The sequence below is a fragment of the Synechococcus sp. CCAP 1479/9 genome (assembly GCF_019038535.1).
In the GTDB taxonomy this organism is placed as follows: domain Bacteria; phylum Cyanobacteriota; class Cyanobacteriia; order PCC-6307; family Cyanobiaceae; genus Cyanobium.
The window spans coordinates 123,503-139,665 of the sequence record NZ_JAFKRK010000008.1 but is presented as its reverse complement, the minus strand read 5'-3'; the positions used below and the strand labels follow the sequence as shown (position 1 = coordinate 139,665).

15 protein-coding genes are annotated in these 16,163 nt (G+C 74.1%); 3 read left to right on the top strand and 12 right to left on the bottom strand.

Annotation, left to right across the window (positions count from 1 at the left end; translation table 11 throughout):
* Positions 1-22: 22 nt before the first annotated feature.
* Genes ald through KUG38_RS03590 form a run of 5 tightly spaced genes read right to left on the bottom strand, consistent with a single transcriptional unit; the run spans position 23 to position 5,867 of the window.
* The gene (gene ald / locus KUG38_RS03610) at positions 23-1,171 is read right to left on the bottom strand and encodes an alanine dehydrogenase (RefSeq protein ID WP_286191041.1); all 1,149 of its coding nucleotides are present in this window, start codon (positions 1,169-1,171) and stop codon (positions 23-25) included.
* A gap of 43 nt (positions 1,172-1,214) precedes the next feature.
* Positions 1,215-2,924 (bottom strand): NAD+ synthase, encoded by a 1,710-nt coding sequence (locus KUG38_RS03605; RefSeq protein WP_216919084.1) that lies wholly within the window; start codon positions 2,922-2,924, stop codon positions 1,215-1,217.
* Complete coding sequence (locus tag KUG38_RS03600; RefSeq protein ID WP_216919082.1) at positions 2,924-3,520, bottom strand: nicotinate-nucleotide adenylyltransferase; 597 nt, start codon at positions 3,518-3,520, stop codon at positions 2,924-2,926. Before KUG38_RS03600 ends, KUG38_RS03605 begins: the two co-directional genes overlap by 1 nt.
* Positions 3,517-4,857 carry a DUF697 domain-containing protein gene (locus KUG38_RS03595; RefSeq protein ID WP_216919081.1) on the bottom strand — a complete coding sequence of 447 codons (1,341 nt, stop codon included), beginning with the start codon at positions 4,855-4,857 and terminating at the stop codon, positions 3,517-3,519. Before KUG38_RS03595 ends, KUG38_RS03600 begins: the two co-directional genes overlap by 4 nt.
* On the bottom strand, positions 4,854-5,867 hold the full coding sequence (locus tag KUG38_RS03590) for a CNNM domain-containing protein (RefSeq protein ID WP_216919079.1): 1,014 nt from the start codon (positions 5,865-5,867) through the stop codon (positions 4,854-4,856). The genes KUG38_RS03595 and KUG38_RS03590 overlap by 4 nt, the downstream gene beginning before the upstream one ends.
* 103 nt (positions 5,868-5,970) lie before the next feature.
* Here KUG38_RS03590 and KUG38_RS03585 point away from each other — a divergent pair, with 103 nt between their 5' ends.
* Positions 5,971-7,302, top strand: a complete 1,332-nt coding sequence (locus KUG38_RS03585; protein ID WP_216919077.1) for an aminopeptidase P N-terminal domain-containing protein — start codon at positions 5,971-5,973, stop codon at positions 7,300-7,302.
* Here KUG38_RS03585 and KUG38_RS03580 read toward each other — a convergent pair.
* A complete protein-coding gene (locus tag KUG38_RS03580) occupies positions 7,274-8,071 on the bottom strand; it encodes a TIGR01548 family HAD-type hydrolase (protein ID WP_216919280.1) in 798 nt (265 codons plus the stop codon). The two genes, KUG38_RS03585 and KUG38_RS03580, sit on opposite strands and share 29 nt — an antisense overlap.
* Before the next feature lie 48 nt (positions 8,072-8,119).
* Between KUG38_RS03580 and KUG38_RS03575 the strand changes: the two genes are divergently transcribed.
* A complete protein-coding gene (locus tag KUG38_RS03575) occupies positions 8,120-8,602 on the top strand; it encodes a 30S ribosomal protein PSRP-3 (RefSeq protein WP_094585638.1) in 483 nt (160 codons plus the stop codon).
* A gap of 10 nt (positions 8,603-8,612) precedes the next feature.
* Here the strand turns inward: KUG38_RS03575 and KUG38_RS03570 are convergent, their stop codons facing one another.
* Genes KUG38_RS03570 through KUG38_RS03545 form a run of 6 tightly spaced genes read right to left on the bottom strand, consistent with a single transcriptional unit; the run spans position 8,613 to position 13,771 of the window.
* Positions 8,613-9,275: a transaldolase family protein gene (locus KUG38_RS03570; RefSeq protein ID WP_216919075.1), complete on the bottom strand. Its 663-nt coding sequence runs from the start codon at positions 9,273-9,275 to the stop codon at positions 8,613-8,615.
* A gap of 5 nt (positions 9,276-9,280) precedes the next feature.
* Entirely contained in the window at positions 9,281-10,660 is a 1,380-nt protein-coding gene (locus KUG38_RS03565) for a protein phosphatase 2C domain-containing protein (RefSeq protein WP_216919073.1), read from the bottom strand.
* Positions 10,661-10,668: 8 nt separating this feature from the next.
* On the bottom strand, positions 10,669-11,406 hold the full coding sequence (locus KUG38_RS03560) for a vWA domain-containing protein (protein WP_216919071.1): 738 nt from the start codon (positions 11,404-11,406) through the stop codon (positions 10,669-10,671).
* 3 nt (positions 11,407-11,409) lie between these two features.
* On the bottom strand, positions 11,410-12,765 hold the full coding sequence (locus KUG38_RS03555; protein WP_216919069.1) for a protein kinase domain-containing protein: 1,356 nt from the start codon (positions 12,763-12,765) through the stop codon (positions 11,410-11,412).
* Complete coding sequence (locus tag KUG38_RS03550) at positions 12,762-13,490, bottom strand: FHA domain-containing protein (RefSeq protein ID WP_216919068.1); 729 nt, start codon at positions 13,488-13,490, stop codon at positions 12,762-12,764. The genes KUG38_RS03555 and KUG38_RS03550 overlap by 4 nt, the downstream gene beginning before the upstream one ends.
* Positions 13,490-13,771 (bottom strand): hypothetical protein, encoded by a 282-nt coding sequence (locus KUG38_RS03545; RefSeq protein WP_216919066.1) that lies wholly within the window; start codon positions 13,769-13,771, stop codon positions 13,490-13,492. The genes KUG38_RS03550 and KUG38_RS03545 overlap by 1 nt, the downstream gene beginning before the upstream one ends.
* A gap of 59 nt (positions 13,772-13,830) precedes the next feature.
* Here KUG38_RS03545 and KUG38_RS03540 point away from each other — a divergent pair, with 59 nt between their 5' ends.
* Positions 13,831-16,161 (top strand): transglycosylase domain-containing protein, encoded by a 2,331-nt coding sequence (locus KUG38_RS03540; protein ID WP_216919064.1) that lies wholly within the window; start codon positions 13,831-13,833, stop codon positions 16,159-16,161.
* Positions 16,162-16,163: the final 2 nt, after the last annotated feature.

The window sequence follows — 16,163 nt, the reverse complement described above, 5'->3', positions numbered from 1 at the left end:
GGCCGGCGCTGCGGGCGCTGGCTCAGCGCAGGCAGGCCATCGGATGGCGCGGCGCCACCCCCAGGGCCTTGGCCACCCCGGGATGGCACACGGCCCCGTCCACGGTGTTCAGGCCGGAGAGAAGTTCGGGCCGGTCGGTGACCGCTTCCAGCAGGCCCCGTCCGGCCATCACCAGGATGTAGGGGAGCGTGACACTCACCAGCGCCTCGGTGGAGGTGAAGGGCACGGCGCCGGGCATGTTGCCCACGGCGTAATGCTGCACCCCGTGGATGGTGACCACCGGATCGGTGTGGGTGGTCTCGCGGCTGGTGGCGATGCAGCCGCCCTGGTCGATGGCCACATCCACGATCACCGACCCGGGCCGCATCCGCTGCACCAGCTCCTCGCTCACCAGGGTGGGGGCCCGTCCGCCTGGGAGGAGCACGGCGCCGATCAGCAGGTCGGTCCCCGGCACCAGCCGCTCGATCAGGCTGCGGCTGCTCACCAGGCTGGTCATGCGGCCGCGTCGGTCGGATTCCAGGCCCCGCAGGCGGTGGGGGGAGCGATCCAGCAGGAACACCTCCGCATCCATGGCCGCGGCGATGCGGGCCGCGTTCCAGCCCACGGTGCCGGCCCCCAGCACCACCACCCGCGCCGGCCGCACGCCGGTGCAGCCCCCCATCAGCACGCCCCGCCCGCCGTGGGGCTTCTCCAGCAGGTGGGCCCCCACCTGGGCCGCCAGCCGGCCGGCCACCTCACTCATCGGGGCCAGCAGCGGCAGGCTGCCGTCCTCCAGCTGCACGGTTTCGTAGGCCACCGCCGTGGTGCCAGCCTCCAGCAGGGCCTTGCCCACCTCGGGGTAGGCCGCCAGGTGCAGGTAGGTGAACAGCACCAGATCGCTGCGCAGGAAGGCGAACTCCTGCGGCTGCGGTTCCTTGACCTTCACCACCAGGTGGGCGGCCCAGGCCTCCTCGCAGCTGACGATGCGCGCCCCGGAGGCGCGGTAGTCGTCGTCGCTGATGCCGGCCCCCAGGCCCGCCCCCTCCTGGACGCGCACCTCCATGCCCTGGGACACCAGCTCATGGACGCCGTCGGGGGTGAGGGCCACCCGCTGTTCGTCGCGCTTGATCTCCGTGGGCACACCGATGCTCGCCATCGGGGAGGCCAGGGGTGCCGGGCCGGGAGCTGGCATGGGGCAGGAAGGATTGCCGCCCGGAGGCGATCGTGGCCAAACCCTAGGCCGAGGCGATGGGCATCCGCCAGCCGGTGCCGAAGGCCCGGTCGCTCACCTTGAGCACCGGAGCCGCCTGGCGCCGCTTGAACTCGGCCCGCCGCAGCAGCCCGGCCACCCGGGCCACCAGGGCCGGATCGGCCCCCTCGGCCACCAGTTCCTCCGGGGTGCGCAGCTCCTCGATCGAGGCCTTCAGCAGGGGGTCGAGCACCCCGTAGTCGGGCAGGGAATCGCTGTCGCGCTGGTCGGGACGCAGTTCGGCGCTGGGGGGCTTGGTGCGGATCGCCGCGCCGATCAGCTCGCCGTCGGACGGCAGGCCCAGGGCGGCCCGGCAGGGGCCGGAGGCCTCGCCATCCAGCCACTCGCAGAGGCCGAAGACGGTGGTCTTGTAGAGGTCGCCGATCACCGACAGTCCGCCGTTCATGTCGCCGTAGAGGGTGCAGTAGCCCACCGCCAGCTCCGATTTGTTGCCGGTGGAGAGCAGCAGGCCCCCCTTCTGGTTGGCCACCGCCATCAGCAGCGTGCCGCGGATCCGGGACTGCAGGTTCTCCTCGGTGACCCCGGCCGGGGGCGCCCCCAGGGCGGGGGGAAGGGCGGCGGCGAAGGCCTCCATCAACGGCGCGATCGGCAGGGTGGCGGTGGCCAGCCCGAGCCGCCGGGCCAGGTCGTCGGCATCGCCGAGGGAACCGGCCGAGCTGAAGGGGGAGGGCATGCGCAGCACCTCCACCTGGTCGGGGCCTAGGGCCGCGGCGGCGATCACCGCCACCAGGGCCGAATCGATGCCGCCGCTCAGCCCCAGCAGGGCCCGCTGGAAACCGCACTTGGCCGCGTAGTCCCGCACCCCCAGCACCAGCACCCGCAGCAGCTGCTCCCAGGGGTCCGGCGGCGCCGCTGCGGCCGGCGCGGGGGCAGGCTCTGCACCGGCGGCCGGCGTCGGATCCGCCGGCCAGAGGGCCAGGTCCTCGGCGGCGCAGGCCAGCCGCAGCAGGGGCCGGCCGGCCCGATCCACCACGAAGCTGGCCCCGTCAAACACCAGTTCGTCGTTGCCACCCACCTGGTTGAGGTAGACCACCGGCGCCGCCAGCCGGGCCGCCGCCCGCGCCGCCAGCCCCTGGCGCACCTCCCCCTTGCCGCGGCCGAAGGGGGAGGCGGAGAGGTTGAGCAGCAGGTCGATCCGGCCGGGCGCCAGATCGGCGATCGGATCCACCGCGTCCGGCCAGCGGCTGCGGAGGTTCTCCTCCACCCAGAGGTCCTCGCAGATGGTCAGCCCCAGGCGCCAGGAGCGGCCTCCCGCCTCCAGCTCCAGCACCGCCGGGGCGTCGCCGGGCAGGAAGTAGCGGCGTTCGTCGAAGACGTCGTAACTGGGCAGCAGGCGCTTGCGGCAGACGATCCGCCAGCCACCCCGCTCCACCAGGGCCAGGGCGTTGTGCAGTCCCGGCTGGCGCCGGCCGGCCACCGGCTCGGCCACCCCCACCAGAAGGGCCAGTCCGTCCGGGCAGGCGGCCACCAGGGACGCAAGGACCCGCCCCTGGCGCTGGATCAGGGCGGGGCGCAGCAGCAGGTCCCGGGGCGGGTAGCCCCACAGCGACAGCTCGGGGGTGAGCAGCAGGTCGGCGCCGCCGGCGCGGGCCCGCTCGGCGGCCGCCAGGATCCGGTGGCCGTTGCCTTCCAGGTCGCCCACCAGGGGATTGAGCTGGGCCAGGGCGAGGCGCATCAGGGCTCGGAGAGGCCGTAGAGATTGTGCTGCAGCAGCACCGGCCAGAGTTCGGACGGTACCTGGGCCGGATCGGGCTGGGCCCGGACCCGGGAACTGGCGCTGGGGGGGATCGCCAGGGGCAGCAGGTCGACCGCCGCCCCCAGCCCCCGCAGCCGCTCCAGATCCGCCGCCTGCAGCGGCCAGCCCTGGCGGCGGGCGATGCCGAGCCGGCAGCTCCGCAGCAGCTCCTCGGCCCGCCTCCAGCGGTGGATCTGGCCCGCCAGGTCGCTGCCCACCACGAAGACCAGCTCCCGCTCGGGCCAGCGGGCCCGGGCCCGCTCCAGGGTCTCCACCGCCCAGGGGCTGCTGAGGTCCTGCTCCAGGCTGAGACGCGGGTCGTCGATGGCGGCCACCAGGGCGCCCAGCAGGGCCGTGCGCACCTCCAGGGGGGCGCCATGCTGCTTGAGGGGGTTGTCGCTGGCCCAGGTGAGCACCTGGGGGAACAGGCCCAGCAGCCCCTCCAGCAGGGCCCGGTGGCCGCGGGTGGGGGGATCGGCGCTGGTGCCGAACAGGGCGAGACGGGTCAACGGGGGGTCACCGCTGGCGGTCGTCACGGCTGCAGGCCGCCGCCGGCGGTCCCCTCCGCCCCCTGCTGCTGCCATTCGCTCAGCCAGCGCCGGGTTTCCGGATCCTGCCGCACCAGCCGGCGCAGCAGGGCCCCCGGCTGGCCCGCGGCGGTGGTGCTGCGCAGCAGTTCGGCGGCGGCCAGCCGGCCCGTGCGCCGGGTGGTGTGGACCGCCAGGGCCGCCTGGGCCAGGGCCACCGGCGCCGCCGGCGCCAGGCTCAGCCCGCCGCTCAGGGGCGCCGCCAGCAGCAGCAGCTGGCGCAGGCCGCCCAGCAGCAGCTGCAGGCCCAGCTGGGCGCCCCCGAGCATGGCGTTGTGGCCGCCCAGACGGGCCAGCAGGGTGCGGGCACCGCTGCGGGTCATCGGCAGGCCGTACAGCTGGCAGAGCTGCACCACCAGGGCGCTGTCGCAGGCCAGACCACCGGCCAGATCGAGCAGCAGCAGGGGGTTGGCCGCCACCCCCGTGGCCTTGAGGGCCGCGAAGCGGCCGATCAGGCCCTGGGCCTGGCGGCGGCCGTGGCGCAACCGGCAGCGGTGCAGGGCCTGGCTGAAGCGGTCGGCGGCCCGCAGGGCGTTGAGGGCCAGCAGCAGCTCCCCATGGCGCTCCAGCAGGCCGGTGAGCTCCCGGCGCAGGGGCTCCACCCGGGGCGGGGCCGCTTCGCTGCGCACGCGGCCATCGGGGCGCAGGCGGGCCGCCCGGGGGGCGGCCGCCACCGGCAGGGGCCGCAGCTGGCGCGCCCCCGGCGGCAGGCGCCGGCCGATGCTGGCGATCAGGGCGTCCCGCTCGGCCTCCGGCCAGCAGTCGCTGCGGTTGAGCACCAGCAGCAGGGGCTTGCCGGAGGCCAGCAGGTCGTCCAGGGCCTGGGCGTCCATCACCGTGAGGTCGCTGTCGATCACCAGCAGCACCAGGTCGGCGCCCACCGCCACCCGGGCCGCCAGGCGGGAGCGGGCGGCGGCGGCGATCTCGTCGATGCCGGGGGTGTCCACCAGGTCGACCCCCTCCAGGCCGGCCACGGGCTGGCCCCAGGCCCGCTGCTGCTGGCGGCGGGTGCAGCCATGGGCCACGTCGGTGGCGAAGTGGTCCTCACCGAGCAGGGCATTGAGCAGGCTCGACTTGCCCACCCCCACCCGGCCGAACACCGCCACCCGCGGCCGGCACAGGCGCAGGCGCTCCAGCTGGCGGTCGAGGCTGGCCAGCTCCGGGGCCAGGGCCGCCTGCTCCCGGCCGCTGAGCACCAGCTCGGCGCGCCAGCGGGCCAGCAACTGCCGGCAGCGCTCGGCGGCGGGGGGGGCGTCGAGCGCCGCTGCCGGTGCCGCCGTCGTCATGGGGCGGTCTCGGCGGCGGAGGCGGGCCGGCGCCACCAGCCGGCCAGCACGGCCAGCACGGCCTCGGGCCCGATCACCCCCACGAAGCCGCCGAATTCATCGACCACCACCCGCACCCCGGAGCCGTTGCGGCGGAAGCTGGTGAGCAGCCGGTCGGCCCGGATCATCTCCGGCACGAACTCCACAGGTTCGCAGAGATCGGCGGCTTGGCTGGCCCCCCGTCCCTCCACCAGGGCGGTGAGCAGCTGCTCGCGGCTGGCCACCCCCAGCACCTCGTCCACCTCCTCCCCCAGCACCACCCACCAGGCGGTGGTGTGGCGCAGCAGGGTGGAGCGCTGCTCATCGAGGCTCTGGTGGCCCGCCAGGGTGGGGGCCGAGACCCGGGGCAGCATCAGGTCCCGGGCGGTGAGGTCGTTGAGCTGGAACACCTTGGCGATCATGGCGGCCTCGTCGGCCTCGATCTGGCCCTTCTGGGAACCCAGCCGGGCCAGCAGGCGGATCTCCTCCTCGTCGGTGCTGATCTCGTTCTCGGCCGTGATCGCCGGCAGGATCCGCTCCAGCAGCAGCACCAGGGGCAGCATCAGCCGGGTGATCACCCCCAGGGCTGGGGCCGTGGCGAGGGCCACCGGCAGGGCCAGCTTGCTGCCGACCGCCTTGGGCAGGATCTCCCCCAGCAGGATCACCAGCACGGTGAGGGCGACCGAGAACAGGGGCAGGGCCGGGCCGCTGACGCCATAACGGGCAAAGACGACGCTGGCGAAGCCGCCCACCATCAGGCTGCCGAAGATGTTGAAGATGTTGTTGGCGATCACCAGCACCGCCAGGGTGCGGCCCAGGCGCTGACGCAGGCTCTCCAGTCGCCGGGCCCCCGCCACCGGCCGGGGGCGGCTCGCCAGTTCATGCACCTTCACCGGATTGACGGTGAGCAGGGCCGCCTCCACCCCCGAACACAGGAAGGACCCCATCAGCATCCCGACCACCGCCAGCACCAGGAGCAGGAAATCGTTCATCCGCGGCTGATCGCAACAGACAGGATCGGCACGTTCAGGTTCGGGGGGATCACGTGTATTTAATCGGCTGTGCCATCTTCTCGCTGTCCACCCCTTCGCTTCGATGCCCCCGACCCCCCCGATCGACCTCGCCCTGCTGGCCCGCCGTCGCCAGCGGTTTCTGCAGCAGCTGGGCGGCGCGGCCGCGGTGATCCCGGGGGCGGCGCTGGTGACCCACCACGCCGACGTGGAGCACAGCTTCCGCCAGAACAGCGATTTCTGGTACCTCACCGGCTTCGACGAGCCCGGTGCCGTGGCCCTGTTCCTGCCCCACCGGCCCGAGACCCCCTTCGTGCTGTTCGTCGAGGCGAAGGATCCGGGGGCCGAGGTCTGGAACGGCTTCCGCTGGGGCTGCGACGGGGCCGTCAGCACGTTCGGCGCCGATGTGGCCCATCCCCGCAGCGAGCTGGCCGAGCGGCTGCCGGAGTACCTCGATGGTGCCGAGGGGATCGCCTTCCGGGTGGGCCGCCATCCCCTGGTGGAGCCCCTGGTGCTGGCCGCCTGGGGGCGCCAGCTGGATCGGGCCCCCCGCAGCGGCAAGGCCGCCCTCGGACTGGTGGCCCCCTGCCCCCTGCTCCACGAGCTGCGGCTGCGCAAGGAACCCGAGGAACTGGCCCGGCTGCGGGAGGCCGCCCGCATCTCCGCCGAGGCCCATGAACTGGCCCGGCAGGTGGCCCGGCCCGGCCTCAGCGAACGGCAGGTGCAGGCCGTGATCGAGCAGCACTTTCTGGAGCAGGGAGCGCGCGGGCCTGCCTACGGATCCATCGTGGCCGGGGGCGACAACGCCTGCGTTCTGCACTACACCGCCAACGCCGACCGGCTGCGGGACGGCGACCTGCTGCTGATCGATGCCGGCTGCAGCCTCGGCGATTACTACAACGGCGATATCACCCGCACCTTCCCGGTCAATGGGCGCTTCAGCGGTGAGCAGCGGGCCCTCTACGAGCTGGTGCTGGCCGCCCAGGAGGCGGCGGTGGCGGCGGTGGCCCCGGGCCAGACCGCCGAAGCGGTCCACGACACCGCCGTGCGGGTGCTGGTGGAGGGGCTGGTGGAGCTGGGCCTGCTGAACGGCGCGGTGGACGGGCTGATCGAGCAGGGGGCCTACCGCCATCTCTACATGCACCGCACCGGCCACTGGCTGGGGCTCGATGTCCACGACGTGGGCGCCTACCGGCTCGGCGAGCACCACGTGGCTCTCGAGGCTGGCATGGTGCTTACGGTGGAACCCGGCCTCTACATCAGCGACCGGCTGGCGGTGCCCGAGGGCCAGCCCGCCATCGAGGAGCGCTGGAAGGGGATCGGCATCCGCATCGAGGATGACGTGGCCGTCACCGACCACGGCCACGAGGTGCTCACCGCCGCCGCCCTCAAGGCTCCGGCGGCGATGGAACGCTGAACAGCTCCAGCACCTGGCGGGTGGAACCCAGGAGGCGGTCGGCCCCCGCCTGGCGCAACTGGGCCTCGTAGCGCTGCCGCTCGGCCTCCCGGCCGGCCTGCTGCAGGTGGGGCGGCGCCACGGCCAGGGCCTCGAAGCGCTGGCCGGGCACCCGGGCGCGGGCCCGGCGCACCGTCTCCACGTCGGCCACGGTGTCGCCCAGGTAGGCCACGGGCGGGGCCCCGGCCCCAAGGGGCCCACGGGCCAGGGTGGCCGCCAGGGCCAGCAGGCCGGTGGGGTCGGGCTTGTCGGGGGCCTGGCCCATGGCCACCAGGGGCGGCGCCACCAGCTCCAGCCGCTGCTCCAGCACGAAGCGGGCGGAGGGGGGCTCGGCGCCGCTGACGAAGCCCCAGGCGATCCCCCGGTCGCTGAGGGCAGCGAAGAAGGGGCCGTCCACCAGCAGGGGCTCGCTGCCGATGAAGCCGCGCCAGAGGGCGGGGTCCCCCTCCGGATCGCCGCCGAAGTAGTGGTCGCTGAACACCGCCACCAGGCGCTCCCAGGCGGGCAGGGGATCGGTGCCGTGGCGACGCAGCAGCTCCATCGAGGCCTGCCAGTCGTTGTTCCAGCAGCCCTCCCCCTTGAGGGCGTCGATCACGGCGCTCTCCGGGGCCCAGCCGCTGAAATGGCGGACGGTCTCGACGATGGCGCGCCGGTAGCTGCCCGCCACATCCCTGATCACGCCGTCGATATCGAAGAGGAGGACGGCGCGGGGGGCGGCGGAGGCGGCCAGTGGGGTTGCTGCGAATCGGCTGGTAGGTTAGGCAATTGCCGTTTCTCCTTGAGCGCCGAAACCGTGACAGCCCCTGAGAGTGCCGAGGCCGCTGCCCTGAGCGCCATCCCGGCGGCCATCGCAGCCGACACGACCGAAGGGCGTCCGGTGCTGCGCGGCGGCAGTGCCGCCCTGGCCACCGCCACCATCGACGAGGACGGGGTTCCTTCGGGCTACACCCCCAAGGCCGATGAGGGCCGCTTCCTGGTGAAGATCCTCTGGCTCCCCGACAACGTCGCCCTGGCGGTGGATCAGATCGTCGGCGGCGGGCCCAGCCCCCTCACCGCCTACTTCTTCTGGCCCCGGGAAGACGCCTGGGAAACCCTCAAGGGCGAGCTCGAGGCCAAGAGCTGGATCACCGACAACGAGCGGGTCGAGATCCTCAACAAGGCCACCGAGGTGATCAACTACTGGCAGGAGGAAGGGCGCGGCAAATCCCTCGAGGAAGCCAAGCTCAAGTTCCCCGACGTCACCTTCTGCGGGACCGCCTGATCCCCGGGCCTCAGGTCCCGGCAGCGTCTCGCTCGAAGCCCTCGGCGGCCGCGGCCGTCTCCGGGCTGCCGAAAAGGCTGGAGGCGATCGCCGGGCTGATCGTGTGGTGCGCCAGACCGGCGGCGGCCAGCCGGGCCAGATCCTGCGGCTGGCGCAGGCTGGCCACCAGCAGCCGCGTGCCGGATCCCACCCCCTCCAGGGCCCGCTGCATGGCGATCAGTTCGCCGTGGCCATCCCGGCCCAGATCGCTGATCCGCCCCAGGTAGGCGGCGATGCCATCGGCCCCGAGGGCAGCGGCCACCAGCACTTGGGCCACCTCGTAGCAGGCCGTGAAGGTGACCGGGACGCCCTCGGCGATCAGGTCGCGCGCCACCGCGGCACCCTGGCGGGTGATCGGCACCTTCACGAACACCCGCTGGGGATCGAGGGCGGCCAGGGCCCGGCCGTTCGCCAGCTGCTGCTCGGCATTCCCGCCCCAGGTCTGCAGATGGATCTCCCGGCAGCCGAGGGCCGCGGCGCGGGCGCTCAGCTGCGCCAGGTGATCGAGGCGGCAGGGCTGGCCGGCCCGCCGCAGCAGGGTCGGGTTGGTGGTGATGCCCTGGAAAAGGCCGCTGGGCAGCCAGCGCTCCCACTCCAGGGGGTCGGCGCAGTCGAGCAGCAGACGCAGGGCCATGGGGGTCAGGGGGTAGGGGCGGACGGGGTGACGGCCCATTGCCGGTCGAGGGCCTCCAGCAGGGCGGGGCAGGCACCCAGTGTCCGCAAGGGGCGGTGGGGTCTGGCGGCAGCAGGTTGGGCCGCCGGGAGTGTCCCGTCGCGGTGATCGACCGCCGGGAGATCGGCGGCAATCAGGGCGGCGAGGGGATCGGCGGCGGCCGCGGCCTTCAGCGGGGCGGGATCCTGCCGGCCCTGGCGCAGGGCGACGAACAGCTCGCGGCGGCGGCGCAGCTCCAGAGGAATGGTGGCCGGCTGGCCGCAGAGCCGTTCCACCGCGAGGCGGGCAGCCCGCAGCCCCGGGGAGCTGGGCACCGCCGGCAGAGCTGTCGGGAGGCGGGGCCAGTGCCAGGCCAGCCAGCTCCCCCCGGCGCCGGCCAGGGCCAGGCCGATGGCCACCGCCCGGCCGATCGCCGGCCGTCGCCGCCGGGGAGGGGGTGGCTCGGGCATCGGCGAGCAGGGCGCCTGGGGAGCCGTCGGGGCAGCGACGAGTGGGGCCGGTTCGACGGGCGGCGGCGGCTGGGGCGGGGGAGGTGGCAGCCCGCCGCCCGGGCTCCAGAGACGACCAACCGCCACGGTCACGTCGTCGCCGCTGCCCTCGCGGCTGATCCGGTCCAGCGCCGCCGACAGGGTGCCGGCCGCCTCCGGGTCCGCCTCGCCGTCGCCGCGGGCCAGCCAGGCCGCCAGGGTGAGGAAGTCGCCGTCGGTGGCACAGGACTTGCGGATGCCGTCGGTGCAGAGCAGCAGGGCGAAGTCACCGGCCCCGCCATCGAGCGGATGCAGGCCAGCCCGGCGGGCGAACAGGGAGGCGGCCCGGGGCTGGCAGAGGCTGCAGGTGGCCTCCCCGAGGGCGGTGGGCTCGTTCTCCTCCTCCAGCAGCCGGGCCTGGCCGTCCGCCTCCACCCGCACCAGATCCCAGTCGCCCAGGCCGGTGTGGCCCCACCAGCGGGGGGTCATCACCACCAGGCCCAGGGTGCTGCCGTAGAGCAGGGCCTCGAAGCCGCCCTCCCCCGGATCGCTCTGCCAGTGGGCCGCCACCGCCTCCAGCCAGCCGGCCTGGATCGCCTCCGGCAGGTCCCGCTCCAGCCAGCGGCGCCAGCCCTCCTCCCCGTCCAGGGGCCTGGTGGCCAGGGCGCCCTGCACCGCGGCCAGGGCCGTTTCGCAGGCCAGGCGACTGCCCACCTCGCTGCGCCGGTAACGGCGGCCGCCGTGGCCGTCGGCCACCGCCATCACCATCACCGGCTGGCCCCCGAGGCCCCGCAGCTCACGGCAGAGCACGGCGTCCTGGCAGGGCCGGCCGGCGCGGCGGTGGGCGGCCCCGGTCCGGCTGGCACCGATCGGCGCCACCCAGCGGTTCACCACACCACGGGACCGACGTCGTCGGTGGGATCGAGCACGGTGGGGGGCAGATCCGGCAGGGGGATGTTGCCCGCCGCGGGCTCCAGGGGCGTTTCGCTCACCCGGCTGGCGGGCATCGAGGCGGCCCCCACCACCGCCGTGGAGGCCCACTGGATGTACTGGGCCAGGGAGGTGGCATTACCCGCCTGCAGCGGTCGGCGGGGGGAACGGCCCGCCGTTGCCGGCTCGCTGCCGATGAAGCGCTGCAGCACCTCCAGGTCGGCGTCGTGGCCGAGGGCGATGGCCAGGCGCACCGCCTTCTGGGCCCAGGGCACCCGCAGCAGGGCCTCGAGGCCGCCGGCGAAGTCATCGGTGGGCTGGCCGTCGGAGATCAGCACCAGCACCGGGGGCAGGGCGCGCACCTCCATCGGCGGGGTCTGGAGTGCCGCCGCCACCAGCTGCAGGGCGGCCCCCATCGCCGTGATGCCTCCGGCCTGCAGATCGCGCCACTCCAGCTGATCGACCGGCGTGGGGGTCTCGATGTGCCAGGCGGCACGGTCGGCGAAACTCACGGCCCGCACCAGCACCCGGGCCTCCGGGTTGTCCCGGGCGACCGCCGCCATGCCCGGCAGCGACTGGCGGATGGCCTGGTTGAGGGCCTGCATCTTGCCCGAGGCGGCCATGGAGCCGGAGCAGTCGCAGAGGTAGAGGAAATGGAGCGGCCGGTTGGCCAGCTTGACGTCGGGAAACGGCATCTCTCAGGCGGCGGGGGCTGGCGGGATGGGGCGCTGCACGGCGATCGGACCTGCCGGGGTGAGGATCCGAGTGAGTGCCGCGAGGCTACAGCTCTCGCCAGGCCCCACCGGCCAGCTGCGGCCATCGGCGGCCTCGGCGCTCCAGGCGGAGGCCGAGAGATTGCACAGCCCCAGGCGACGGGGGTCCTGGGGATGGGCCACCACCCGGGCGAGCGGCCGGCGCAGATCCTCCCCGACCAGGGCATCGAAGTGGTGGGGGTGCAGCTCGTTGTCCGGGGCGGCCAGCACCGAACCCCGGGGCAGGGCCAGGGTGATCGGCTCCGGCAGGGGGCTGCCGCAGCTCCAGCACAGCGCCGGTGCGCCGGCGGCCTGGAAGTTCTCCTGGCCGCAGGCGGGGCAGAGTCGGCGTTGATCGAGGGTGCGGGCCAGCTCCTGCTTCCACTGGCCGGTGAGGGCCCGGCGCGAGGGCTGCTTCATGCCGCGGCAGAAGGTCTGCTCGAACAGGGCCTGGAGGGGGCGGGGGTAGATGGGCCAGGTGATCAGGGCGGCCGCGTGCTCGATCGGGTCGGGCCGGTTGCGGGCGTCCACCGGATCGAAGATGAACACCGGGTCCTCGCCACAGAGGCGCCGGCGGGCCGGCTCGTCGAGGCAGCGGATGGCCAGCTCCATCTGGCCCTTGAGGGGATCGTGGCGGGTGAGCAGGCGGAACAGCAGCACCGCCAGGGAAAAGAGATCGCTGTCGGCCCCGGGCCGGGCCTGCCCCAGCAGGACCTCGGGGGCCATGAAGCCCGGGGTGCCCAGCACGGCGCCGTGGTCGGCCCCGTCCACCGCGACGTTGTCGTTGTCGCAGATGAGGATGCCGCCGCCGCCGGGCTCCAGGAAGAGGTTGCCCAGGGAGACGTCCTTGTAACAGAGGCCCGCCAGGTGCAGGGCGTGGAAAGCGTCGGCCAGGCCGAAGCAGGCCCGCAGCACCTGGCGCAGGCCGATCGCCAGCCGGCCGGCGGCATGCTCGCTGGCCCCCACGTAGGCGGCGGGACGCAGGGGCATCAGATAGCCGAAGCTCTCCTCGCGGATGCGGATCAGGGGGCGGCTGGCGGGGCTGGCCCGCAGCAGGGCGATCGGCCAGAGGAAGGCGTCGTTCGGTGCGGTGGCCCGGATGCTGGCCGCCAGGCGTCGCTCCAGGCCGGAGTCGCGGGCGATGCAGGCCGGCAGGTACCACTTCAGGGCCAGCCGCTCCCCCTCCAGTTCCACCTCGTACACCTGGCCCTGGGTGCCGCCCCCGAGGCCGCGGACGATCCTCAGCGGTGCGGCCAGCCCCTCGAAGCCGAGGCTGGCGCCCTCGGGCAGGATCCAGTTCATGGCCGCCTCCCGGCCGGGGCCGCCGCCGCCATCGCCCGGCGGATGCCGTTGCGGTGGGCCAGGGCCGTCGCCAGGCTGTCGAAGCGGTGCCGGTAGGCCAGGCCGTCCTGGAGCGTCACCTCCAGCAGATGCTCCCAGCGGGAGCCCAGCACGATCCAGCCCGCCAGCGCCCCCACCTGCAGCGGCCAGAACAGCCAGGGAAAGGGGAGCAGCAGCAGCCCGCCCAGGCAGAGCAGCAGCCACCAGCTGAAGGCCTGGGGATGGCGCCGGCGGCTGCGCACGTAGGCCGAGCGGATCCGATCAAGGGGCAGGGAACGGCCGGCGAAATCGAGCCGTCCGGCCACCGCCGTCGGCACCGGCGCCGGCCGCCCGCGGGTGGCAGCGGCAGGGGCCGCGGGGGGGGCGCTGGGGGAGCCGGCGCGGAACTGGAGCACCGGCCCGTTCAGGCCCAGGCGGATCTCGTCGCCGTCGGAAAGGGGGCGGCAGTCTTTGAGTCGGGCCCCCTCGAGATAGGTGCCGTTGGCACTGCCCAGGTCGCAGAGCAGCCACTGGCCCGGCCGGGTGCGCGACACCCGCACCAGGGCATGGTGGCGGGAGACGCCCCGGGCCTCGGCCAGGCAGAGGCCGCTGGCCGGATCCCGACCGATGGAGAGGGCCGTGCGGGGATCCAGCGGCACGCTCCGGCCGGGATCGTCACGCAGCACCAGGCGGGGAAGGGCGCCCATCAGGGATCGTCCACCGCACCGCCGCGGCGGCCGAGCCGGCGATCGGCCAGGAACCGGCCCCACCAGCCCACCGGTTCCCCCTCCCGCCAGGGGACGACCCGCCCGGGGAACAGCAGCGCCCAACTGGCCAGCAGCAGGGCCACCAGCAGCAGGAGCAGCAGCACCCAGCCAGGGATCGCCCCCACCCAGGTGGCGGCGAAGCTGGCCCGCACTGCGTACACCCCGATGGTCAGGGCGGTCCAGATGCGGAAGGGTGCCCATGGATCCCGGCGTTGCTCCACCTGGCCGGCCGCTCCGATCGCTGCGGGTAGCGTATGGGAGCAAGGCGGACGGGCCGGCGATGGTGGGGACGACGGAGCAGGCGTCGCCGGGCGACAGCACTTCACCCAGCACCGCACCCAGCGCCGCACCTGCCACCTCTGTTGACGCCGCACCCGCCACCGCATCCCCCGGGGCTCCGGCCGGAGCCGCCGGCTGGGCCGGCCTCTGGCGGGCCCTGACCGCCCCAACGGCGGGCGGGCGACGCCGGGACCTGACGGCGGCCCTCGGGGGGCTGAGGCACCACGGCGCCTGGCTGGAGCTCTGGATCGGCGGCCAGTACCGCCGTCGGCTGGCGCTGGAGGGGGGCCGCTACCGGATCGGCCGGGATCCCCTCTGCGAGCTGCAGGCCGACGCCACCGGCGTCAGCCGGGTGCACGCGATCGTGGAGCAGGAACGGCCCGGTGATCGGGATTACGTGGGCGAGGACTTCGGCTCCGCCAACGGCCTGTTCCACCGCGATCGCCGCATCCGCGCCCTCCGCCTGCGGGACGGGGACCGGCTCCAGCTCGGCTCCCCGCTCAAGGGGGAGGCGCCCACCCTGGTGTACCGCCATCCCCGCAGCCCCCTGGGGCAACTGGTGCACTGGGGCGCCATCGGTGCCCTGGTGGGCTCGGGCGTGGCCCTGGGGGGCCTGCTGCTGGCCACCACCGTTGCCGGCGGCTCCTCGATCCGCTCGGTGAGCGGACCGGTGAAGGTGTTCTCCACCGACGGCCGCCAGATCGATGCGGCCGAGGGCTCCTCGACGGCCCTGCCGACCCTGGCCGACTACCCCCTGCACCTGCGCCAGGCCCTGATCGCTTCCGAGGATTCGCGCTTCGGCTGGAACAGCGGCATCGACCTGTTCGGCACCCTGCGCTCCCTGGTGCAGGGCACCGGCGGCGGCAGCGGCCTCACCCAGCAGGTGGCCCGCATGGTCTACCCGGCCGTGGGCACCGACGTGTCGGTGGCCCGCAAGCTGCGGGAGCTGTGGGTGGCCTGGCAGCTGGAGGCGGGCTTCAGCAAGAACCGCATCCTCAAGATGTACCTCGACCGGGCCTACCTGGGCCTGGGGGCGGAGGGCTTCGAGCAGGCGGCCCAGCTGTACTTCCGCAAATCGGCCAGCGCCCTGGACGTGGCGGAGTCGGCATTCCTGGTGGGCCTGCTGCCCAGCCCCAACAGCTACAGCCCCTGCAACCGGGAGAACCCCACCTGGGGCCGGGAGCGCCGCGACCTGGTACTGGGACGGATGCACGCCGAGGGCTATCTCTCCGACCAGGCGCTGATCGACGCCCGCCGCCGACCGCTCAACATCGACCCCTCCGCCTGCCGCGAATCCACCTATTCCAGCTACCCCTTCTTCAGCGACTACGTGATCGGCGAGCTGGAGGGGCGCCGCTTCGCCCTCGACCTCAGCAGTGCGGAGGCCCGGGGCAATTACGCCGTGATCAGCAGCATCGATCCGCGCCTGCAGGCCATCGCCCAGAAGCAGCTGAAGGCGTTCCTCGAGGGGCCGGGGGGCCGGGCGGGGCTCACCCAGGGCGCGATGATCTCGATCGACTACGCCACCGGCGCGATCCTTGCCTACGTCGGCGGCGGCGACTACAGCCGTTCGAGCTTCGATCGGGTGCAGGCCCTGCGTCAGCCCGGATCCACCTTCAAGCTGTTCGCCTTCCTGGCGGCCCTGGAGGCGGGGGCGAAACCCGGCGATGCCGTCTCCTGCGCCCCCCTGGCCTACGTGGCCGGCTGCCGGGACGGGGGGGGCAGCACCAGCGTGGCGGCGGGCTTCGCCAGCTCCGAGAACGTGGTGGCCCTGCGACTGGCCCAGCAGGCCGGCCTGAACAAGGTGGTGGCCAAGGCCCGCCAGCTGGGCATCAGCACGCCGATGGAGGAGAGCTTCTCGATGGTGCTGGGCGGCAAGGAGACCTTCCTCTACGAACTCGCCCGGGCCTATGCCGTGGTGGCCAACGGCGGCCGCTCGGTGCCCCTGCACGGCGTGACGCGCATCTACGACCTGGGCATCTGCGGCTCGGTGCGCTCCCTGGCCACCTGTCCCGCCGCCGGCGTCACCACACCGATCGGCGAGCGCCCCCAGCAGCTGCTTGAACCGGCGGTGGCCGCCGAGATGGATGCCCTGCTACGGGGGGTGGTGAGCGGCGGCACCGGCCGCGCCGCCGGGGTGGTGGCCGATGCCCGCGGCAAGACCGGCACCACCGACAACGGGGTCGATGTGCTGTTCGTGGGCTACTCCCCCTCCAGCCGCATCCTCACCGGCATCTGGATGGGCAACGATGACAACCGCCCCGCCGAAGCCGCCTCCGGCGCCCTGGTGGCCGAGCTCTGGGGGCAGTACATGCGCGCCCTGGCGGGCTGAAC